Here is a 20,309-nt window from a genome sequence, read left to right as displayed (position 1 = left end):
CGCACTGCGGCCTCAATACTGAGGATAATAATAATGAACACGACCACCTGTACCCATAAAAACAACCCGACGTTTTGGATCTTTGGTTTATTCGTTTTCCTGTATTTCTTCATCATGGCCACCTGTTTTCCGTTCCTGCCTATCTGGCTCTCTGATGAAATTGGCCTCAGCAAAACCCATACCGGCATCGTCTTTTCTTGTATGTCGCTCTCCGCTATCTCTTTCCAGCCCATTCTGGGGGTGGTTTCTGACAAGCTGGGGCTGCGCAAAAACATGCTGTGGGTGATCGTCAGCATGCTGGTGCTGTTCGCCCCGTTCTTCCTCTACGTCTTTGCCCCACTGCTGAAATTTAACATCTGGGCCGGGGCGTTGGCGGGCGGTTTGTACATTGGTTTTGTCTTTTCTGCGGGTTCGGGGGCTATTGAAGCCTATGTGGAGAGAGTGAGCCGCAATAGTCATTTCGAATACGGCAAAGCGCGCATGTTCGGCTGCCTGGGCTGGGGGTTATGTGCTTCAACGGCGGGTATTCTGTTCAGCGTTAACCCGGCGTTTGTCTTCTGGATGGGCTCGGCGGCGGCAGTGGTGCTGATGGTGCTGCTGGCGCTGGCAAAAGTACAATCGCAGGAACCGATTTCCCTGTCAGGGGAGGGCAACCGCCCGTCGACCATCAATATCAAAATGGTCATCGACCTGTTCCGCATGAAGAAAATGTGGATGTTTATTCTGTACGTGGTGGGTGTGGCTTGCGTCTACGACGTGTTCGATCAGCAGTTTGCCACCTTCTTTAAGTCCTTCTTTGATACGCCGCAGGCCGGGACAAAAGCCTTTGGTTTTACCACCACGGCAGGGGAGTTGTGTAACGCGGTCATAATGTTCTGCTCACCGTGGATCATTAACCGCATCGGTGCCAAAAACACACTGCTGATCGCCGGCTTGATGATGACCACACGCATCATTGGTTCATCGTTTGCCACCACGGTCTATGAAGTGATCGCGCTGAAAATGCTCCATGCACTGGAAGTGCCGTTCCTGCTGGTGGGGGCATTCAAGTACATCACCGGTGTGTTCGATACCCGCCTGTCCGCCACTATCTACCTGATTGGTTTTAACTTTGCCAAACAGCTGGCGGCGATTTTCCTCTCCGCGTTTGCCGGCAATATGTATGACCGTATTGGTTTCCAGGACACCTATTTAATTCTCGGCTGCTTTGTCCTGGCCATCACCCTGCTCTCCGCCTTTACCCTGAGCGGTAGACAGCCAGCCGTTGCGACGGGCGGTACGCTGGAAGCGAGGTAAAGCCGAAAAACGCAGCTCTTATGGTGGCAAAACAGCATAAAGCTGTTTTAAAATGTAAGAACAGTTCTTACATCTGGAGCAGGTATGGCACGTACAATGACTGTAGATCTGGGCGATGAACTTCGTGAGTTTGTTGAGTCGCTGATCGCTACCGGGGATTATCGAACGCAAAGTGAAGTGGTTCGTGATTCCTTAAGGCTATTACGTGAGCAGCAGGCGCAATCGCGTTTAAATCAGCTAAGAGCGTTGTTAGCTGAAGGGCTGGAAAGCGGTGAAGCGGAAAAATGGGAGCAGGATGCTTTCCTCAGAAACATCAAAGCCAGGGTGGCGACAAAGGATGAGAGAGATTGAGTTAATATTCTGGCAATAGCTCCCCTGCGGGGAGCTATTACGTTTTTACGCCAGGTAAAACACTTCGTTAAGCTCTGCGCTCACCGGGCTGTTGTCCGGGTTGGAGGGCATCACATCGCTCATGTGCTTCCACCAGCGCTGGCAGACTTCGGTGTTGGCCACCGCGTTCCAGCGCTCTTCTGACTCAATTTCCACTGTCGCGAACAGCAGGTTACGGGCTTTATCGAGATAAATGGCGTAATGGTGCGCGCCATGTGCTTTCAGCACTGCCTCCAGTTCGGGCCAGATGGGGTTATGGCGACGTTCATACTCTTCGTGTGCACCAGGGTTCACCTGCATCACAAAGGCCTTACGGATCATAATGCCTCCAGGTAGAGCTCGCGGACTTCATCGCGGCTGGCAGTGCGCGGGTTGCACGGTGCGCAAGGGTCCGCCAGCGCTTTGTCCAGCCAGCCTTCGATATCTTCTTTGGTGACGCCCAGCTTACTGAAACCAGACGGAATGCCCACGCGTGCACTGAGATCGCGAATGGCCTGAATCGCCGACATGCTTGCCGCTTCGTCGCTCATGCCACGGGTTTCGACACCCATCGCCTGCGCTACGCGAGCGAAACGTGCCACGGCATTCGGGCGGTTAAAGTTTTCGATGATCGGTAGCAGGATGGCGTTGCAGACGCCGTGCGGCAGGTTATGCGTCGCCCCCGGCTGGTGGGCGAGGGCGTGAACCAGGCCCAGACCGGCGCTGTTAAATGCCATCCCTGCCAGGTACTGTCCAAAGGCCATCTGCTCGCGGGCTTCGATGTTATGACCATCGTCGACGGCTTTGGGCAGCCACAGGTTAATCAGGCGAATCGCTTCCAGCGCGTTGGCGTCGGTCAGCGGATGCGCACCCACGGACACATAGGCTTCCACCGCGTGAGTCAGGGCATCCATACCGGTTGCAGCGGTGACAGAAGCCGGGATTTCCAGCATCACGCTGGCATCATCAACGGCGATATCCGGGATGATATTCGGGTCGATGATCACCTCTTTCACCTGACGCGCAGAGTCGATAATCACCGCGTTGCTGGTCATTTCAGCGGCTGTCCCGGCGGTGGTGTTGATGGCCACTAACGGTACGCCTGCGTTTTTCACTTTGCCCACGCCGGAGTAAGCGGTAGACGGGCCAGGGTTAGCGGTGAGGATTTTTACCGCTTTGGCGGTGTCAATTGGGCTGCCGCCGCCGAAGGCAATCACGTAATCGCAATCTGCAGCTTTGTATGCCGCATAGCCTTTTTGCACTAATTCTTCGGTCGGGTTTGGAAAGACTTCATCAAACAGGTGATAGGACATCTGGTGCGCGTCGAGGGCGGCGAACAGGCTGTCTAACAGGCCGAGTTTGACCAGTTGGCCATCGGTCACAATCAGCGCTTTACCCCACTGTTTGTTGGCGACCAGGTTGACCATATCACCGATTGCGCCCGCGCCATGCAGGCTGATTTTGGGAAGGGCTAACATAAAGCTCATCATATTCTCCTTAACATTGATTTTGGGAAATCCTGTTCCCCTCACCCCGGTCCTCTCCCCACAGGGGAGAGGGGGAAAGGCCGCATCGAGCTGAGGGGGAAATTAAATGCGCCTGCGCTGCATGACCCGGCGGTAGATAATCGGCAGTGAAATCACCACGATCAGCATCGCGCCGACGATAATCGACATCACAATGCCCGGCACGTTGAGCAGGCTCAGACCAAAGGTCACCAGCCCCATCAGGAAGGCGGCAATCACCACGCCCACCATGCTGCCGGACCCGCCGAGAATATTGACCCCACCCAGCACCGCCATCGTGACCACCGCCAGTTCCCAGCCCATCGCAATGGTCGGTCGGGTACTGCCCAGTCGTGACGTCAGTAACACCGATGCCAGGCCCGCCATTAACCCGACCAGCGCAAACAGAATCAGGTTGTGGCGCTTCACGTTGATGCCGGAGTACCACGCGCCCGTCGGATTGTTGCCGATGGCATAGGTGCGGCGACCAAAGTTAGTGCGATGCAGCAGGAAGGCGAACACGACGGCGAGGACGATAAACAGCGCGAACTCAAACGACAGTGCGCCGAACACATAGCCCTGACCGAACCAGGCGAAGCTCTCCGGATACGCGTTAAGCGCCTGATCGCCCAGCAGGATGTAGGTGATGCCGCGGTACAGGCTCATGGTGCCGATGGTGATCACGATGGACGAGAGGTTAAAACGCGTCACCAGGATGCCATTGAACAGCCCGCACAACAGACCGACCCCCAGCCCAACGCAGACCAGCAGCGGCGTATCCAGGCCCGCCGCGGCGCAGAAACCCATCACCGTCGAGCTCAGTGCGATAGTGGAGGCTACCGACAGGTCAATCTCACGGGCAATGATCAGCATCGCCATGGGCAGCACGATGATCGCCTTTTCCGTGAAGTTAAAGGTGGCGTCAGAAAGGTTCCAGATATTCAGGAAATAGGGCGAGGCCAGCGAGTTGGCAATAAACACTGCCAGCGTCACCGCCAGTAAAAAGCCTTCCCAGCAGAGCAGGCGCTGCCAGAAGGAAGGTGCGGCGGGAATCGTGTTCACCGCGTTGGACGTCAGCATTTTGGTCATGATTTCACCGCCACTTTCTGTCGTGCCAGGGCTGCATCGCGCAGGATAAGACGCCCTTTGCGTTTGTTGCCACGTTCATTCAGCAGAACCGCAATGACAATCACCGTGCCGGAAATCGCCATCTGCCAGAAGGGGGAAATACCGATGACAGGCAGTGCGTTGTTGATAACGCCGAGGAACAGCGCGCCCAACAAACATCCCAGCACCCGGCCTGTTCCGCCCATGGTGCTGATGCCGCCAATCACACAGGCTGCCACGACCTGCAGTTCAAAACCGTTAGCCACGTCGACATACGCCACGGCGAAGCGGGAGATCCACAGGTAACCGCAGAATCCCGCCAGTGCGCCGGAAAGGCAGAAACTGACGAATTGCATTTTCCCGGCGTTGATACCGGTGTAATACGCTGCCGTTGCGTTGCCGCCTGCGGTGTAAAGGGCGCGTCCGGTGCGGCTGTAGCGCAGGAAGTAACCCACGATCAGCAGCGCCGCAACGGCACACCAGCTCAGCAGCGGCAAACCGAGCAGAGACGCGCGCGGCAGGCCGAGGAAATCAGCGCTCATCTGGTGGGAGTTGATCCAGCCGCCATCGGAGAGCAGGAAAATAATGCCGCGATAGATGCTCATGGTGCCGAGTGTGACCACGATGGCCGGAATACCCATCTTCCAGACCAACAGGCCGTTGATCATCCCCATGACCAGCCCGAGCAAGGTTGCCAGGATCAGCAATGCCCAGACCGGGATAGCCGGATAATGGAAGTTCAGCAGGGCGACAATCATGCCGGTCAGCGCGAGGTTTGCTGCCATCGACAAATCAATGCCTTTGGTCAGCAGCACCATCATCTGCCCGAGCGCGAGGATGATAAGAATAGAGGTGTCGTTAAACATCTCCACCAGATTGCCGGGGCCGATAAATGACGGCACACGGCTGCCGATGGCAAGCACCATCAGCACAATCACACCGCCCAGCAGGGCTTCACGGTGTTTCAGGAGTTGTTGCCACATTATGCTGCCTCCTTACCGGCACCACTGGCCGCGCTGACGATGGTTTCCGCCGTCGCCTCACCGGCCTGGTATTCCGCGACCATCAGCCCTTCGTGCATGACGATGATGCGGTCCGCCATGCCCATTACTTCCGGTAGTTCCGACGACACCATAATCACCGCCAGTCCGTGGGAGACCAGTTCAGACATAAACTGGTGCACCGCCGCTTTGGAGCCGATATCAATGCCTTTGGTCGGTTCGTCGAGAATGATCACGTCCGGGTGAGTGGCGAGCCATTTACCGATAACGACTTTTTGTTGGTTGCCGCCGGAGAGGGTTTCTACCGGTTGTTTCCAGCTAAAGGCTTTCACCTGCAGACGTCTGGCGTATTCATCTGCCAGCGCCCACTCTTTGGCATCATTGAGTACGCCGTTGGGGTTGAGTTTGCTAAGTTGCGGCAGGCTGATGTTCTGGGCAATCGGCATTTCGATGATCGCCCCCTGCTTCTGCCGCTCTTCCGGCACGCAGACAATCCCGGCCTGAATCGCATCCGCGGGCTGGCGGAAATGCACCGTTTTGCCGTTAAGCACAATTTCGCCAGAGGAGGGGCGGGAAACGCCGGAGAGGGCCTGCATCAGTTCGGTACGCCCGGCCCCGACCAGGCCGTAGAAGCCGAGGATCTCCCCTTTACGCAGGGAGAAATCGATATGGGCAAATTCAGTCGGGTGGCAGAGGTCTTTCACTTCCAGCACCGTGTCACCCCTTTCGCAGGCGACTTTCGGGTAGGTCTGGGTGATGGCGCGACCGACCATCATCGCCACCATGCGCTCTTCGGTGATCTCCTGCATGGCGCCGGAACCGATGTAAACGCCGTCGCGCAAAATGGTGTAGTAGTCCGCCAGTTCGAAGATTTCATCAAATTTGTGCGAGATAAACAGGATGGCCTTGCCCTCTTGTTTTAACCGCTCAACGATTTGATAAAACTCCAGAATTTCGTGCTGCGAGAGCGCTGCAGTGGGCTCGTCGAGGATAACCACCTGCGCTTCAAACGACAGCGCACGGGCAATCGCCACCATATGGCGCTGGGCGATACTCAGAGTTTTGAGCGTGGCACGCGGGTCGATTTGCACTTCCAGGCGGGTCAGAATATCCCGTGCTTTCTGGTGCATGGCGGGCCAGTCGAGCTTTTTCAACAAGCCTTTGTAGAGGTACTGGCCGACGAAAATATTCTCCGTCACGGACAATTCGTCGAACAGAACGGTTTCCTGGTGTATGGCGGTGATCCCCACCTTGTGCGCAGATTCTGGGGTCGGAAGCTGAATGGGAATGGCTTTATAAAGGATTTCGCCCTCTTCAGGCTGGTAAATACCGGTCATGACTTTGACCAGCGTGGATTTGCCCGCGCCGTTTTCGCCAATGAGTGCGGTGACGCTGCCGGGCCAGAGGTCGAGCTGTACGTTCTCGAGGGCACGCACACCAGGGAAGACTTTGGTGATGCCCTTGAGCGACAGCAGGGGTGTGGATGCCGTCATGATGTTCTCCATATATCTCCTCTCCCTTCAGGAAGGGATCAGAGTGAGGGTGGCGTGCGGCCTGATGCCCTCACCCCGGTCCTCTCCCACAGGGAGAGGGAGAAGGGATTAGAAAATTTTCGAGAACTTATCAATGTTGCTGGCATCGTAGACGAACGGCTCTGCCATTGCGCCACTGCCGTCAGCATCCAGTTTCACCTTGCCGAGTTTGCCCATGTTGGCCTCGGTTTTGGTCGCCGTCCCTTTGACTAAATCGTCCGCCAGGTAGGTCGCGGCGTAGCCCAGATCGATCGGGTTCCAGATAGCGAAGCTTTTTGTGGCACCGGATTTGACCGCTCCCGCCATTTCAGACGGCAGACCCAGACCGGTGACGTACACTTTGCCAATCTTGCCCTGGTCCTTCACCGCCTGTGCCGCCGCCACGATGCCCACGGAGGACGGAGAGACGATCACTTTCAGATCCGGGTAAGATTTCAACAGGCCGACCGCTTCGCGGTAGCTCTTATCAGACAGATCGTCACCGTAGGCGACGGTCACCAGATTGATGGACGGGTACTTAGGCAGCACCTTTTTCATCTCTTCAATCCAGATATTCTGGTTGGTGGAGGTTGGCGTTGCGCTGAGGATTGCCACGTCGCCTTTTTCCACATTCAGTGCTTTCAATGCATCTGCCGCCAGCTTGACGTTGGTTTCGCCAATCAGGGCATTGTTCGACGGATTCAGGTGAATCTGACGGCCGCCTTTCGCCACCCCGGAATCCCAGGAGACGACTTTAATGCCACGCTGCATGGCTTTTTTCAGTACCGGGACCACGGCATCCGGATCGTTCGCGGAAATCGCGATCGCATCCACACCCTGAGCGATCAGGCCGTTAAGCACTTCGATCTGTGCTTCTGCGGTGGTGGTGGTAGGGCCGGTATAGATAACTTTTACATCACCTAACTCTTTGGCGGCTTCCTGCGCGCCGGTGTTTGCTGCTTCAAAAAAACCATTTCCTAATGATTTCGCTACGAGCGCGATTTTGACTTCTGCTAATGCGGAACCGGACAACGCCAGAGCGGCAACGGTGAGGATTAAGCTTGTCTTTATTTTCATTGCTTTTACTCCACGAGTTAGTGTTTTTACTGCATAGGTAGTTACAGAGTTTCCCCTTCAGATCGTTGCCCGAAGGGGTTATAGGACGTTCTTATTGGTACAGCTCTAACGCACTTGCCAGCGGGGTGACGCCAAAGCGTTTACCCAGCGCAATCAGCTCTTCCCGGGTGATGGTCTGTTTCATGCCACCCATGGAATAGACTTTCACCAGCACTTCTGCGGATTTCTCCGCGGTATCGATAAGACCAAAAGTCTCATCCAGATTTGGACCACTGCCGAAGACGCCGTGGAACGGCCACAGTACCAGGGAATGTTTGTTCATGGCTTCTGCGGTGGCCTCTCCGATTTCATCGGTACCCGGCACCATCCACGGCAGGATGCCGACGCCATCCGGGAAGACCACCAGACACTCGGTGCTTCCTTCCCACAATTTACGGGTGATGAAGTCAGAATCGTTTTCCAGCACGTAGGTCAGGGCGATCAGGTTGGTGGCATGACAGTGCATGATGACACGGTCTTTGCCGTTGGTAGCCTTGATGCGCTCGCAGTGTGACAGGAAGTGCGCCGGCAGTTCAGAGGTCGGCACCGCTTCATTCGTCAGGCCCCATAGAATGTGGTAGCCCGCGCCGTCGCTGTCCACTTTTACCACGCCAAGGTTGGCCGTCGGGTCGAGCTGGACGTTACGGAAGAATTTGCCAGAACCGGTAACGATAAACGGCGTGTTGGCGAGCAACGGCATTGGCTGGCTCAACGCGATATAACGCGGCTTCGCATGGAAGTCAGCTTCATACGGGGCGATGTCGGCATCGTCCAGACGCAGCGTCAGGTTACCGCCGTTGCGCTCATCCCAGCCTTTGAGCCAGGCATCGCTGGTGGCTTTGATCATGCCCTGGGTGAACCAGGCGTTAATGATGTTCTGCATAATTTTCTCGTTCCTGTTATCGCGGTGAGGATTCCCCCTCACCCCGGCCCTCTCCCATGGGGAGAGGGGGTAAAAGTTCCCTCTCCCCATGGGAGAGGGTTAGGGTGAGGGCGGTCTTACCCGCGCTGGCTCAATACATCTTTCTCATACGCACGCACGCTCTCCAGCCACTGGCTACCTGCCGGGGTGTCGTGGCGCTGGCAATACATCTCCCAAACGGCCTGCCACGGTAAGCATTTCTGCTCTTCCAGCAGCGCCAGACGCGCGGTGTAGTCGCCGTCTGCTTCCAGTTGGCGCAGTTGCTCAACTGGTTCCAGCAGAGCACGCAGCAGGGCTTTCTTCATGTTGCGGGTACCAATAACCCAGGCGGCGATACGGTTGATGGAAGCATCAAAGAAATCGAGACCGATATGCACGCGGTCGAACAGGTTGTGACGCACGATCTCGCTGGCAATCGCCTGGGTTTCGTCGTCCAGCAGCACCACGTGGTCGCTGTCCCAGCGCACCGGGCGGCTGACGTGCAGCAGCAGGCGCGGCACATAGAGCATGGCGGCAGAAATCTTGTCGGAAATCACTTCAGTAGGATGGAAGTGACCGGCATCCAGGCACAAGGCGGTCTGGCGGCTGGCGGCGTAGCCCAGGCAGAATTCGTTAGAGCCGACGGTGTAGCTCTCTGCACCGATACCGAACAGTTTGCTTTCCACGGCATCGATGTGGTGGGCGAGGTCGAACTTCTCGCTCAGCGCTTCGTCCAGGGCAGCCATCAAACGCTGGCGCGGTGCCAGGCGGTCAACGGTGATGTCTTTCATGCCATCCGGCACCCAGATGTTCATCACTGAAGGCGTGCCGAGTTGCTCACCGAAGTACGCGGAGACGCGGCGGCTGGCTTTCACGTGGTCAATCCAGAACTGACGGATTTCGTCGTTCGCATGGGAGAGGGTGAAACCGTCTGCGCTTAAAGGATGTGAGAAGCAGGATGGATTGAAATCCAGACCCAGTTTGTTCGCTTTTGCCCACTCAACCCAGTTTTTGAAGTGCTCAGGCTTGATGGCGTCGCGGCTGACTGACGTACCTGCTTCGTGGTAAATCGCGTGCAGGTTCAGGCGTTTCGGGCCAGGGATCAGGCTCAGCGCTTGCTCAAGGTCGGCGCGCAGTTCGGTGGCATTACGCGCTTTACCTGGGTAGTTACCGGTTGCCTGAATACCGCCAGTCAGGCTGCCTTCCGGGTTTTCAAAACCGGCGACATCATCGCCCTGCCAGCAGTGCATGGAGACGGGCAGTTTGTCGAGCTGGCGCAGTGCCTCTTCGACATCGATGCCTACAGCATTGAAGCGCTGTTTAGCGATTTCCCAAGCTTGTTCTAGTTGAGTGGTCATGCACAAAGCTCCTTAGTCTGTCGTTTTTGCTGAAACCGCACGACGTGGCGGGCAATTTCGTTATCAGGATGAGGGGTGTAAGTGGTCAGCGTGTAGCTCGCGGCCACCACGTCACGGAAAGTGTCGACGCTGCTCAGTTCATTGAGCGTCATCAGTTGCACGCCGATGTTGCCGAGCGTGGAGGCTTCAACAGGGCCAGCGACCACCGGCAGGCCACAGGCGTCGGCGCAAAGCTGATTCAAAAGCTGGTTCTGGCAGCCGCCACCCACGATGTGCAGTTGGGTGAATGGTTTGCCACGAAGCTGGGCAAGCTCGTGCAGGACGTCAGCGTAGAGCAGTGCCAGGCTGTCGAAGATGCAGCGCGCCAGTTCGGCATCGCTTTGTGGAACGGGCTGGTGGCTTTCGCGACAAGCGGCCTGGATCTCGTGACTCATATCGAGTGGGTTGATAAAGCGCTCATCGTTGGGGTTGATCACGAAGCGGCATGAAGGCAGGGCGCACGCCTCAGCAATCAGCGCAGGCAGGTCGTCTACATTGCGCTCTTTCAGTACTCGCTGGAGCAACCACAACCCCATAATATTTTTCAGCACACGGTAGCGACCTTCCGCGCCGCCTTCGTTGGTAATGTTGGCCGCCAGGGCATCGTCATCGGTGTAGGGTGTGGTGCTTTCAAAGCCCATCAGTGACCAGGTGCCTGAAGCGAGATAAGCGGAATCGGCATGTTTAAGCGGTGAGGCAATGACCGCGCTGGCGGTGTCGTGGCTGGCAACGGCGACCACCGGAATGGCTTCGCCCTGCGGATTTTGCCAGTGACCAATCACATTGCCCGGATGGGTCGGCGTACCGAACCAGGAGGCAGGCACGCCGGTCCAGTTGAGCAGTGTTTCATCCCAACTGTCGGTTTCAATGTTCACCAGTTGGGTTGTGGTGGCATTGGTATATTCCCAGTTCATATTGCCGGTCAGGCGGAAGCTGAAATAGTCCGGGATCAGCAAGGCATGCTCAACGGATGCCATGACTTCTGGTTGCTGTTGGGCAAGGGCGCGAAACTGGTACAGGGTGTTAAAGGGGAGAAACTGAATGCCACTGCGGCGATAAATACTGGCTTTGCCGAGCTGCTCCAGAGCCTGATGCATCACGCCATCGGTGCGATGATCACGGTAAGAGATGGGCAAACCGACGCGCTCCCCGAGCTTGTTGATGAGCACATAATCCACGCCCCAGGTGTCGATACCAATACTGTCGATGACCACGCCCTCAGCACAGGCTTTTTCCAGTCCAAGGCAGATTTCATCTTCAAGCGCATCGATATCCCAGCAGTCGTAGCCGTGCTTTTTTTCCAGATAGTTGGCGAAGCGATGAACTTCACGCAGCGTGAGCCTCCGCTGTTCTGTCGCGTAGCAGGCCAGCATGATGCGGCCGCTTGAGGCACCTAAATCGACGGCGACACAATGGCGAAAAGTCATGGTGAGGTCCTTGTGAGAGTTGTTGCCCCCAGTCTAAAAAAAGGACGTCGCGGTAACCTTCTTGTTACTGACAGTCGCCATTAGGGACTGGCAAGAAAGCAAAGGTGAAAGTGAGAGAGTTCACATTTTCCAGCAAAAGCGGCGGATTTCAGCGGTGTGACGCATGCCGCAATTCCTGATCTTTCCGGCCTTTTCTTGAAAAACCGACAGGCTTTGCCATGTTTGTGGTCAAAAATTCAAGGTGCGATCGGCCACCCTTAATTACTATTTTGAGAACATTTCTCATTAGTGAGTGGGGCAATATGACCGTATTACACAGCGCGGACTTTTTTCCTTCGGGCATCACGCCTGTTGCTATCGAGCCGCGATTGCCCCAGGCGGCGTTTCCCGAGCATCATCATGATTTTCATGAAATTGTGATTGTTGAGCATGGCACTGGTATCCATGTGTTTAACGGCCAGTCCTACACCATCAGTGGTGGGACAGTCTGCTTCGTGCGCGATCACGACAGGCACTTATATGAACATACTGACAACCTCTGCCTGACCAATGTGCTCTATCGCTCACCGGATGCATTCAAGTTCCTGGCGGGCTTAAATGCGCTGTTGCCGCAGGAGCAGGATGGGCATTACCCGTCGCACTGGCGTGTTAACCAATGCGTTCTTCAACAGGTGCGCCAGATAATCGGTCAGATGGAAACCCTGGGCAATGCGCTGGATATGCCGACCACTGCTAACCGTGAAATTCTGTTTATGCAGCTACTGGTGTTGTTGCGTAAAAGCAGTCTGGAGGAGGGGGCGTTCAGTAACGATGCGCGGCTTAATCAGTTGATGTCCTGGCTGGAAGATCACTTTGCCGAAGAGGTGTGCTGGGAGTCGCTCGCTGATGAGTACGCGCTGTCGCTGCGCACCCTGCATCGCCAGCTAAAAAGCTATACCGGGCTGACGCCGCAGCGGTATCTCAACCGCCTGCGACTGATCAAGGCGCGCCATATGCTACGTCATGGCGATGACAGCATTACCGATATCGCTTATCGCTGCGGTTTTGGCGACAGTAACCACTTTTCGACGCTTTTTCGCCGAGAGTTTGACTGGTCGCCGCGGGATATCCGTCAGGGACGGGATGTGCAATTGCAATAGCGGTAACGAGAAGGCTGTCACCGATTTTTTGTCGTAAATCAGCTAATACTTATCGGTTGTTTTGGGCTGAGGTGACGTTGTGGCAAGCCAGTTAATTCTTCGTAGCGCCGATTTTTTCCCCCGTCCAGGGCAGACCGTTGCCGTGGCGGATCGCTATCCGCAAAACGTCTTTGCCGAGCATACGCACGAGTTTTACGAACTGGTGCTGGTCTGGCGTGGCAACGGGCTGCATGTGCTCAATGACCGACCTTATCGCATCACCCGCGGTGACCTGTTTTACATCCGCGCGCAGGACAAACACTCCTATGCATCGGTCAACGATCTGGTGCTGCAAAATATCATCTACTGCCCCGATCGCCTGTCGCTGAATCTCGACTGGGCGGCACATATTCCGGGGCTTCAGGGTTCAGAGTGGACGCCGCACTGGCGTATTGGCAGCACCGGGATGACCCAGGCCCGGCAGGTGATCACTCAGCTAGAACAGGAGAGCACCAAAAGTGATGCCCTGGCGAATGCTATGGCAGAAGCCTTGTTTGCCCAACTGGTGATGACGTTGAAGCGCCATCGCTTTGCTGCTGATAATCTGGCCGCCGCCAACAGCGAGCCGCTGCTCGATAAACTCATTACTGCGCTTTCTGGCAGCCTCAACCGCAGCTTTTTGCTTGAGCAGTTTTGCGAGCAGGAGCGGTGCAGCGAGCGGGCACTCCGCCAGCAATTTCGGACTCAGACCGGGATGACTATCAACCACTACCTGCGGCAGTTGCGGATTTGCCACGCGCAGTATTTATTGCAACATACGGAGTTGATGATTGGTGAAGTGTCCACACGCTGTGGCTTTGAAGACAGCAACTATTTCTCGGTGGTTTTCACTCGTGAAACCGGCATGACCCCCAGCCAGTGGCGGCAGCGGCATAACGAAGCGGCATAGAATCCCGCTGGTCTGACATTCCCTTATGCCACATGGGCTTGTTTACATAACAGAATGTTATAACCATATTAAAACTACGGCATTGATAAACATTTTCAATATCATTTAACTAACTATAATGAACCAACTGCTTACGCGGCGTTAACACATCTGCCGCCCGACAATAATGGAGATTAGTATGAGCTATACACTGCCATCCCTGCCGTACGCCTACGATGCACTTGAGCCTCATTTCGACAAGCAGACGATGGAAATCCATCACTCTAAACACCACCAGGCTTATGTAAACAATGCGAACGCAGCGCTGGAAAGCCTGCCAGAATTCGCCAGCCTGTCTGCTGAAGAGCTGATCACTAAACTGGACCAACTGCCGGCAGACAAAAAGACCGTTCTGCGTAACAACGCTGGCGGCCACGCAAACCACAGCTTCTTCTGGAAAGGCCTGAAAAAAGACACCACCCTGCAGGGCGACCTGAAAGCAGCTATCGAGCGTGATTTCGGTTCCGTTGATAACTTCAAAGCTGAATTCGAAAAAGCAGCAGCAACCCGCTTCGGTTCTGGCTGGGCATGGCTGGTGCTGAAAGGCGACAAACTGGCTGTGGTTTCTACCGCTAACCAGGACTCCCCGCTGATGGGCGAAGCTATCTCTGGCGCGTCTGGCTTCCCTATCGTGGGTCTGGATGTGTGGGAACACGCTTACTACCTGAAATTCCAGAACCGTCGCCCGGACTACATCAAAGAGTTCTGGAACGTGGTTAACTGGGACGAAGCAGCAGCACGTTTCGCCGCTAAGAAATAAGTTTTGCTAAATCTCCCGCTTTCGCGGGTGAATCAAGCCCCTGTCGACATAGTCGGTGGGGGTTTTTTTATGGAGGCAAATCGGCCGCTTTAAATAAAAACAATGATCCAATAAAAATGAAATATTGTTTTGTTTTTGTATGTGAGATCACTTTTCTGGGTGTGACGACGTTCTAACATTTCGCCATCAGCGCTGGACTCGCTCCTTTTTAAGGGCGAAATGGCGCACAAAAATCAGTGATTTTTTGACAGGTGGCGGTATGCAAATCAAACGTGCAATAGAAAAAATCCCGGGCGGGATGATGCTGGTTCCTCTGTTTCTTGGTGCGTTGTGTCACACCTTCTCGCCGGGTGCGGGAAAGTATTTTGGCTCCTTCACGAATGGCATGATCACCGGGACCGTGCCGATTCTGGCGGTGTGGTTTTTCTGCATGGGCGCGTCAATTAAGCTCAGTGCGACCGGTACGGTGCTGCGCAAGTCCGGCACCCTGGTGGTGACCAAAATTGCGGTGGCCTGGGTGGTTGCGGCGGTGACATCACGTTTGATTCCGGCGCACGGCGTGGAAGCGGGCTTCTTTGCAGGGCTGTCGACACTGGCGCTGGTCGCCTCAATGGACATGACTAACGGCGGGCTTTACGCCTCCATCATGCAGCAGTACGGCACCAAAGAAGAGGCCGGGGCGTTTGTGCTGATGTCCCTCGAATCTGGCCCATTGATGACGATGGTGATTCTGGGTACGGCGGGTATCGCCTCATTTGAACCACATGTGTTTGTTGGCGCAGTACTGCCATTCCTGATTGGCTTTGGTCTGGGTAATCTGGACCCCGAATTGCGTGAGTTCTTTACCCGCGCAGTACAGACGCTGATTCCCTTCTTCGCCTTTGCGCTCGGTAACACCATCGATCTCAGCGTGATTGCCCAGACTGGTTTGCTCGGCGTGCTGCTGGGGCTGGCTGTGATTGTGATTACGGGCATTCCGTTGATTATTGCCGATAAGCTGATTGGCGGCGGAGATGGTACCGCAGGGCTTGCGGCTTCCAGCTCTGCCGGGGCGGCAGTGGCAACACCGGTACTGATTGCCGAGATGGTGCCGGAGTTTAAAGCGATGGCGCCTGCCGCGACTTCGCTGGTAGCGACATCGGTGATTGTGACCTCCATTCTGGTGCCGATTTTGACCTCTGTCTGGTCACGTAAAGTGAAAGGGGATGCAGTGGCTCCGGACCTGCGCAGTGCGGTGAAATAGCGCAGAACGTTCAATGAGAAACCGGCCTTTGCAGGCCGGCTTTTTTGTCAGTGGGGTATACCAAAAACCTTATCCACTTGCGCACACTCGGCATGTGTTAACTCGCCGCCAAAATTGCGCGACGTAGCACCGCAGTAACCGAATTTGCGCGATACCACGGTTTTAATGGTGGTCACGAAATCCTCGCCAATCGTATAAATCGACATGAATTTGCCGATTTCACGCTGCGCATCATGCAGAGCCGTCAGGTCATTTTGCTTCCAGGCTTCTCGCGCGTTGACAAATAGCTCTGGCATCACGTTGTTTAACCCGGAGATAACGCCCGCACCACCTGCCAGCAGGTTCGGAATGAAATACTCGTCATAGCCGGAAAGCACGGCGAAATCATCACGGACTTTTTCGGTCGCGAGGATGATATTGCGGGTATGCGACTGGCAATCAACGGTGTCTTTAATGCCGGCAAAGTTCGGGAACTCGGCCGCCAGCGTGGCGACCAGCTCCGGTGTCAGGTCACAGCCGGTGCGTGCAGGGAAGTTATAGGCAAACCACTTACCGTTTAGTCGCTGCCCCAGATGGCGGAAGTAACTCAGCAGCTGTGCAGGCGTTTGCCCGTAGTAGTAAGGGGGCAGGACCATGACCGCGTCATAACCCGTACGGAAGGCTTCGTCCGCCATCCAGAGTAGATCATTCAGGCTGGTTGAAGAGACGTTTGCCACCAGGGTACCGGGCGTCATACCGCGCACTTCGCGGATCAGCATGAGCCGTTCATCAAGGGTGAAAGAGGCAAACTCGCCAATGCTGCCCATTAGCAATACCACATCGATTCTGGCGTCGGTCAGGCGTGAAATATGCTGTCTTAATCCATTCAGATCAACTTTACCGTCGGGTGTCATTGGCGTAATGGACGGGCACCAGACGCCGGAAAATTCATTTTCAGTCTTCACGTCACTGTCTCCTTGAATATGAAATAGCGTTTCACTTCTTCAATAAGTGATAGCACGTCCTGACGGAATTCACGCGCACCGGTGTCTCATTTCTGCACGATTTCGGGGTAAAAAGTGTGGTGTAATACCGGAACAATTTTAGCGTCCGGGGGAAAAGATGCGGCATCCGGTTAATGTTTATACAGGCACTGTAAAGGATTATGCGGGCAGTAAGCCCAGCGCAATCGCCAAGCTCCAGGTGGACGGAGAGTTAACCTTAACGGATCGTGGTCTGGAGGGGGACCAACAGGCGGAGAAGGTGATTCACGGCGGGCCGGACAGGGCGCTTTGTCACTATCCTCGCGAGCATTACGCCTTCTGGCGTCAGACCTTCCCTGATAACGACGCGCTCTACTACGCGCCCGCTTTCGGCGAGAATTTGTCGACGGAAGGGCTGACGGAGAGGAATGTTTTTATCGGTGATATTTTCCGGTGGGGAGAGACGCTGATTCAGGTTACCCAGCCGCGCTCGCCCTGCTACAAGCTCAACTTTCACTTTAACGTCAGCGATATGGCGTCACAAATGCAGGCTTGTGGGCGCATTGGCTGGCTCTATCGCGTGATTGCGGCGGGAAAGGTTTCGACGGATGCACCGCTTGAACTGGCATCACGCACCAGTGATGTGAGCGTTCAGGATGCGGCGTCCATTGCCTGGCATATGCCGTTCGATGACGAACAGTATCGGCGTTTACTCTCTGCGGCCGGGCTGTCTGCAAGCTGGACAAGAACGATGCAGAAGCGGCGTTTAAGTGGGGTTATCGAGGATAATTCGCGAAGATTGTGGGGAAAGTAGAACTGTTCCCCCTCACATTGCAGTGAGGGGGAACAGGTGTTACGAACGTTTATACAGCGGCAGCCAGATTGTTAAGCGCAAACCGCCCAGCGGGCTGTCGTCGGCTTTCACCCAACCACGGTGCTGTTGAATGGCGGTTTCCACAATCGCCAGCCCCAGACCCGTGCCACCTGATTCGCGATCGCGCGCTTCGTCAGTACGGTAGAAGGGACGGAAAATCTGCTCTCTGTCTTCCGGGCTGACGCCAGGACCGTCATCATCAACGTTGATGGTGATGCCCTCTTTGTCGACCGAGAAATTGACTTCGATTTTGGTGTGCGAGTAGCGCAGGGCGTTACGCACGATATTCTCCAGCGCACTTTCCAGTGCGTTAGGGTTACCGTACAGCGGCCATGGCCCTGGCGGGAAGTTGACCGTCAGCGTTTTCCCCACCTGCTCGGCTTCAAAGGCGGCGTTGTCCAGCACCTCATTCCACAGATGGTTAGCCTTAACGGTTTCACTGACCAGCGCACTTTTCTGCTGATTACGGGACATCACCAGCAGGTCGTTAATCATGCTGTCGAGACGCTGTGCTTCCATTTCGATCCGCTCCAGCTCTTTACTCTCCCCACTGCGTCGACGCAGAAGCGCCGTACCCAGTTGCAGACGCGTGAGGGGCGTACGCAGCTCGTGTGAGATGTCAGAAAGCAGTCGCTGTTGCGAGGTCATCATGCGTTCCAGCGCGGTGACCATCTGGTTAAAACTGGCTCCGGCGGCGACGAACTCCTGTGGCCCGGCTTCCAGTTCCGGACGCTGGCGTAAATTGCCCTGTGCCACTTCATCTGCCGCATTTTTCAACTTACGCGCCGGTTTTGCCAGGCTCCATGCCAGCCAGAGCAGCAAAGGCGAACTGATGAGCATGGTGACGATAAGCAATAGCAGCGGTCGGTCAAACAGCAGGTTGATGAAATCAGACTGAGAGTTGCTGGCCGGGCGGATAAGATAGAGCTGGTAATTATCTTCCCCGTCCCGGACGGAAAAGGGCCCTACCAGCTCTACCCGACCATATTTTTTCTTCTGCGGGTGATCCGAGTTATCCGCCTGACCAATAAAGTTGCGGATAATCTGCATTTCGTTGCGTTCTGCGCCAATGACGCGGCCTTCGCTGGTGACCAGCAGCAGGCGTTGTCCTGGCGGAGCCCATTTGTCGATAGCGCGGAATAATCTGCGCCACCACATCAGGTCATTGGGCGGATCGTTGACCAGCTCCGCCTCGACGTGCTGCTCAATCATCACGCCCTGACGCTGCTCGCTGTCGAGCAGCTCCGTCATCTGGCGTGAATCCAGTTTCGGCACCATCAAGACCAGCATCAATACCAGCGCCAGCGTCAGCCAGAAAATGGCAAAAATGCGGGCGGTCAAACTTCCTATCATGTAGCGGATACCATCAAATAGCCGCGACCACGCAAGGTTTTAAACCACGGGTGACCGTCTTTGCGGTCCGGCAGTTTGCGGCGCAGGTTAGAGATATGCATATCTATGGCGCGATCAAACGGCGTCAAGCGTTTGCCCAGCACTTCCTGGCTTAAATGTTCGCGCGAGACAACCTGACCCAGGTGCTGTGCGAGCAAGTAAAGCAGGGTGAATTCGGTGCCGGTGAGCTCAAGCGACTGACCATCGAAATTGGCTTCCTGACGACCTGGGTTCAGGCTCAGGCCATCCACTTCCAGGGTCGGAGAACCGTTATCGGTGTTCTGTTGCTGTTCGCTCCAGTGCGAGCGGCGCAAAATGGCGCGAATACGCGCAACCAGTTCGCGATCGTTAAACGGTTTTGGCAGATAGTCATCCGCGCCCAGCTCAAGGCCGAGAACGCGATCCAGCTCGCTGCCGCGGGCTGTCAACATAATGACAGGTGTCTGGTGTGTCTGGCGTAGCTCTTTAAGGGTGTCGATACCGTTCTTCTTCGGCATCATGACGTCGAGCAAAAGCAAATCGATGCTGTCATCAAGGAGGTCGAGCGCCTGCTCCCCATCATGGGCAACCAGCACATTAAAACCTTCCATGTCGAGCAGCTCTTTTAACAGGGATGTAAGCTCTCGGTCATCATCTACTAAAAGAATCTTATTCATTGTTTAAATACCTCCGAGGCAGAAATTACGTCATCAAGAGTCGCTAATCCATGACTTTACGTTGTTTTACACCCCCTGACGCATGTTTGCAGCCTGAATCGTAGACTGATTCTCGTTGATTCGCGACACATAAGATTTTGGGAGCAAATGATGCGCATAGTTACCGCTGCCGTCATGGCCTCAACACTGGCGCTCAGTACGATTGGCCAGGCTGCTGAAGTCGTAACAGGCGATAACTGGCACCCGACTGAGGGAATCGCGCAGCGTAATGGTCAGAACCATATGTTTGACGGCATACATTTAACCGAGCATCAACGCCAACAGATGCGAGATTTGATGCAGCAGGCACGGCACGACCAGCCCCCTGTTAATGTTAGCGAAGTGGAGGCAATGCATCGCCTTATCACCGCAGAAAATTTTGATGAAACCGCTGTGCGGAATCAGGCAGAAAAAATGGCGCAGGAACAGATAGCGCGTCAGGTTGAGATGGCGAAAGTCCGCAACCAGATGTATCACCTGCTAACGCCTGAGCAGCAAGCGGTTTTGAACCAGAAGCATCAAAAACGGATGGACCAACTGCGCGAAGTCGCGCAAATGCAGCAAGGCTCTCCGTTAAAGTTCTTCAGTAGCAGTAGTACCCAGCGTTCCCAGTAATGAACCCTGTTTTCCTTGCCATAGACACCATC

General features: G+C 55.2%; 20 protein-coding genes. 8 read left to right on the top strand and 12 right to left on the bottom strand.

From position 1 onward, the window contains the following. Positions 1 to 33 precede the first annotated feature (33 nt). Both AC5JPW_RS03030 and AC5JPW_RS03025 read left to right on the top strand, forming a co-directional pair. A complete protein-coding gene (locus AC5JPW_RS03030; protein WP_494238198.1) occupies positions 34 to 1,296 on the top strand; it encodes an MFS transporter in 1,263 nt (420 codons plus the stop codon). A gap of 84 nt (positions 1,297 to 1,380) precedes the next feature. After that, entirely contained in the window at positions 1,381 to 1,647 is a 267-nt protein-coding gene (locus AC5JPW_RS03025) for a type II toxin-antitoxin system ParD family antitoxin (protein WP_494238197.1), read from the top strand. 45 nt (positions 1,648 to 1,692) lie between these two features. Here the strand turns inward: AC5JPW_RS03025 and rhaM are convergent, their stop codons facing one another. The 9 genes from rhaM to rhaB all read right to left on the bottom strand — a co-directional run bounded on the left by rhaM (position 1,693) and on the right by rhaB (position 11,630). Next, positions 1,693 to 2,007, bottom strand: a complete 315-nt coding sequence (gene rhaM, locus AC5JPW_RS03020; protein ID WP_494238196.1) for an L-rhamnose mutarotase — start codon at positions 2,005 to 2,007, stop codon at positions 1,693 to 1,695. Beyond that, positions 2,004 to 3,152 carry a lactaldehyde reductase gene (fucO, locus tag AC5JPW_RS03015; protein WP_494238250.1) on the bottom strand — a complete coding sequence of 383 codons (1,149 nt, stop codon included), beginning with the start codon at positions 3,150 to 3,152 and terminating at the stop codon, positions 2,004 to 2,006. The genes rhaM and fucO overlap by 4 nt, the downstream gene beginning before the upstream one ends. Before the next feature lie 102 nt (positions 3,153 to 3,254). After that, positions 3,255 to 4,259 (bottom strand): ABC transporter permease, encoded by a 1,005-nt coding sequence (locus AC5JPW_RS03010; protein ID WP_494238195.1) that lies wholly within the window; start codon positions 4,257 to 4,259, stop codon positions 3,255 to 3,257. After that, positions 4,256 to 5,260, bottom strand: coding sequence for an ABC transporter permease (locus tag AC5JPW_RS03005; protein WP_494238194.1), 1,005 nt, complete (start codon positions 5,258 to 5,260; stop codon positions 4,256 to 4,258). Before AC5JPW_RS03005 ends, AC5JPW_RS03010 begins: the two co-directional genes overlap by 4 nt. Next, positions 5,260 to 6,771: a sugar ABC transporter ATP-binding protein gene (locus tag AC5JPW_RS03000; protein ID WP_494238193.1), complete on the bottom strand. Its 1,512-nt coding sequence runs from the start codon at positions 6,769 to 6,771 to the stop codon at positions 5,260 to 5,262. The genes AC5JPW_RS03005 and AC5JPW_RS03000 overlap by 1 nt, the downstream gene beginning before the upstream one ends. 108 nt (positions 6,772 to 6,879) lie before the next feature. Next, positions 6,880 to 7,866: a rhamnose ABC transporter substrate-binding protein gene (gene rhaS / locus AC5JPW_RS02995; protein WP_485887594.1), complete on the bottom strand. Its 987-nt coding sequence runs from the start codon at positions 7,864 to 7,866 to the stop codon at positions 6,880 to 6,882. Between the two features lie 91 nt (positions 7,867 to 7,957). Then, positions 7,958 to 8,788 carry a rhamnulose-1-phosphate aldolase gene (gene rhaD / locus AC5JPW_RS02990; protein WP_494238192.1) on the bottom strand — a complete coding sequence of 277 codons (831 nt, stop codon included), beginning with the start codon at positions 8,786 to 8,788 and terminating at the stop codon, positions 7,958 to 7,960. A gap of 116 nt (positions 8,789 to 8,904) precedes the next feature. Beyond that, positions 8,905 to 10,164, bottom strand: coding sequence for an L-rhamnose isomerase (locus AC5JPW_RS02985; protein ID WP_494238191.1), 1,260 nt, complete (start codon positions 10,162 to 10,164; stop codon positions 8,905 to 8,907). After that, on the bottom strand, positions 10,161 to 11,630 hold the full coding sequence (rhaB, locus tag AC5JPW_RS02980; protein ID WP_494238190.1) for a rhamnulokinase: 1,470 nt from the start codon (positions 11,628 to 11,630) through the stop codon (positions 10,161 to 10,163). Before rhaB ends, AC5JPW_RS02985 begins: the two co-directional genes overlap by 4 nt. Before the next feature lie 302 nt (positions 11,631 to 11,932). On the opposite strand from rhaB, the gene rhaS (AC5JPW_RS02975) reads away from it, so the two are divergent. The 4 genes from rhaS (AC5JPW_RS02975) (at position 11,933) to kdgT (ending at position 15,739) form a co-directional block, all read left to right on the top strand. Next, complete coding sequence (rhaS, locus tag AC5JPW_RS02975) at positions 11,933 to 12,769, top strand: HTH-type transcriptional activator RhaS (protein WP_494238189.1); 837 nt, start codon at positions 11,933 to 11,935, stop codon at positions 12,767 to 12,769. Positions 12,770 to 12,848: 79 nt separating this feature from the next. After that, positions 12,849 to 13,697 carry an HTH-type transcriptional activator RhaR gene (rhaR, locus tag AC5JPW_RS02970; protein ID WP_494238188.1) on the top strand — a complete coding sequence of 283 codons (849 nt, stop codon included), beginning with the start codon at positions 12,849 to 12,851 and terminating at the stop codon, positions 13,695 to 13,697. Positions 13,698 to 13,875: 178 nt separating this feature from the next. Continuing rightward, positions 13,876 to 14,496, top strand: coding sequence for a superoxide dismutase [Mn] (sodA, locus tag AC5JPW_RS02965; protein WP_494238187.1), 621 nt, complete (start codon positions 13,876 to 13,878; stop codon positions 14,494 to 14,496). Positions 14,497 to 14,755: 259 nt separating this feature from the next. Continuing rightward, positions 14,756 to 15,739 carry a 2-keto-3-deoxygluconate transporter gene (kdgT, locus tag AC5JPW_RS02960; RefSeq protein ID WP_494238186.1) on the top strand — a complete coding sequence of 328 codons (984 nt, stop codon included), beginning with the start codon at positions 14,756 to 14,758 and terminating at the stop codon, positions 15,737 to 15,739. A gap of 47 nt (positions 15,740 to 15,786) precedes the next feature. Here the strand turns inward: kdgT and AC5JPW_RS02955 are convergent, their stop codons facing one another. Beyond that, a complete protein-coding gene (locus tag AC5JPW_RS02955) occupies positions 15,787 to 16,683 on the bottom strand; it encodes a dihydrodipicolinate synthase family protein (protein ID WP_494238185.1) in 897 nt (298 codons plus the stop codon). 157 nt (positions 16,684 to 16,840) lie between these two features. On the opposite strand from AC5JPW_RS02955, the gene yiiM reads away from it, so the two are divergent. Beyond that, complete coding sequence (gene yiiM, locus AC5JPW_RS02950; protein ID WP_494238184.1) at positions 16,841 to 17,515, top strand: 6-hydroxyaminopurine reductase; 675 nt, start codon at positions 16,841 to 16,843, stop codon at positions 17,513 to 17,515. 39 nt (positions 17,516 to 17,554) lie between these two features. Here the strand turns inward: yiiM and cpxA are convergent, their stop codons facing one another. Together cpxA and cpxR are read right to left on the bottom strand one after the other, a co-directional pair. After that, positions 17,555 to 18,928 (bottom strand): envelope stress sensor histidine kinase CpxA, encoded by a 1,374-nt coding sequence (gene cpxA, locus AC5JPW_RS02945; RefSeq protein WP_494238183.1) that lies wholly within the window; start codon positions 18,926 to 18,928, stop codon positions 17,555 to 17,557. After that, entirely contained in the window at positions 18,925 to 19,623 is a 699-nt protein-coding gene (gene cpxR, locus AC5JPW_RS02940) for an envelope stress response regulator transcription factor CpxR (RefSeq protein WP_494238182.1), read from the bottom strand. The genes cpxA and cpxR overlap by 4 nt, the downstream gene beginning before the upstream one ends. Before the next feature lie 150 nt (positions 19,624 to 19,773). On the opposite strand from cpxR, the gene cpxP reads away from it, so the two are divergent. Further along, a complete protein-coding gene (gene cpxP / locus AC5JPW_RS02935) occupies positions 19,774 to 20,277 on the top strand; it encodes a cell-envelope stress modulator CpxP (protein WP_494238249.1) in 504 nt (167 codons plus the stop codon). Positions 20,278 to 20,309 lie beyond the last annotated feature (32 nt).

The organism is Phytobacter sp., from assembly GCF_059074235.1.
The sequence above is the reverse complement of the archived record's forward strand: the minus strand, read 5'-3'. Positions and strand labels throughout refer to the sequence as shown.

Excerpts from the sequence above, each read along its gene's own strand:
- AC5JPW_RS03030 (WP_494238198.1), top strand. The coding sequence starts at position 34 with ATGAACACGACCACCTGTACCCATAAAAACAACCCGACGTTTTGGATC.
- AC5JPW_RS03025 (WP_494238197.1), top strand. The coding sequence starts at position 1,381 with ATGGCACGTACAATGACTGTAGATCTGGGCGATGAACTTCGTGAGTTT.
- rhaM (WP_494238196.1), bottom strand. The coding sequence starts at position 2,007 with ATGATCCGTAAGGCCTTTGTGATGCAGGTGAACCCTGGTGCACACGAA.
- fucO (WP_494238250.1), bottom strand. The coding sequence starts at position 3,152 with ATGAGCTTTATGTTAGCCCTTCCCAAAATCAGCCTGCATGGCGCGGGC.
- AC5JPW_RS03010 (WP_494238195.1), bottom strand. The coding sequence starts at position 4,259 with ATGACCAAAATGCTGACGTCCAACGCGGTGAACACGATTCCCGCCGCA.
- AC5JPW_RS03005 (WP_494238194.1), bottom strand. The coding sequence starts at position 5,260 with ATGTGGCAACAACTCCTGAAACACCGTGAAGCCCTGCTGGGCGGTGTG.
- AC5JPW_RS03000 (WP_494238193.1), bottom strand. The coding sequence starts at position 6,771 with ATGACGGCATCCACACCCCTGCTGTCGCTCAAGGGCATCACCAAAGTC.
- rhaS (WP_485887594.1), bottom strand. The coding sequence starts at position 7,866 with ATGAAAATAAAGACAAGCTTAATCCTCACCGTTGCCGCTCTGGCGTTG.
- rhaD (WP_494238192.1), bottom strand. The coding sequence starts at position 8,788 with ATGCAGAACATCATTAACGCCTGGTTCACCCAGGGCATGATCAAAGCC.
- AC5JPW_RS02985 (WP_494238191.1), bottom strand. The coding sequence starts at position 10,164 with ATGACCACTCAACTAGAACAAGCTTGGGAAATCGCTAAACAGCGCTTC.
- rhaB (WP_494238190.1), bottom strand. The coding sequence starts at position 11,630 with ATGACTTTTCGCCATTGTGTCGCCGTCGATTTAGGTGCCTCAAGCGGC.
- rhaS (WP_494238189.1), top strand. The coding sequence starts at position 11,933 with ATGACCGTATTACACAGCGCGGACTTTTTTCCTTCGGGCATCACGCCT.
- sodA (WP_494238187.1), top strand. The coding sequence starts at position 13,876 with ATGAGCTATACACTGCCATCCCTGCCGTACGCCTACGATGCACTTGAG.
- kdgT (WP_494238186.1), top strand. The coding sequence starts at position 14,756 with ATGCAAATCAAACGTGCAATAGAAAAAATCCCGGGCGGGATGATGCTG.
- yiiM (WP_494238184.1), top strand. The coding sequence starts at position 16,841 with ATGCGGCATCCGGTTAATGTTTATACAGGCACTGTAAAGGATTATGCG.
- cpxA (WP_494238183.1), bottom strand. The coding sequence starts at position 18,928 with ATGATAGGAAGTTTGACCGCCCGCATTTTTGCCATTTTCTGGCTGACG.
- cpxR (WP_494238182.1), bottom strand. The coding sequence starts at position 19,623 with ATGAATAAGATTCTTTTAGTAGATGATGACCGAGAGCTTACATCCCTG.
- cpxP (WP_494238249.1), top strand. The coding sequence starts at position 19,774 with ATGCGCATAGTTACCGCTGCCGTCATGGCCTCAACACTGGCGCTCAGT.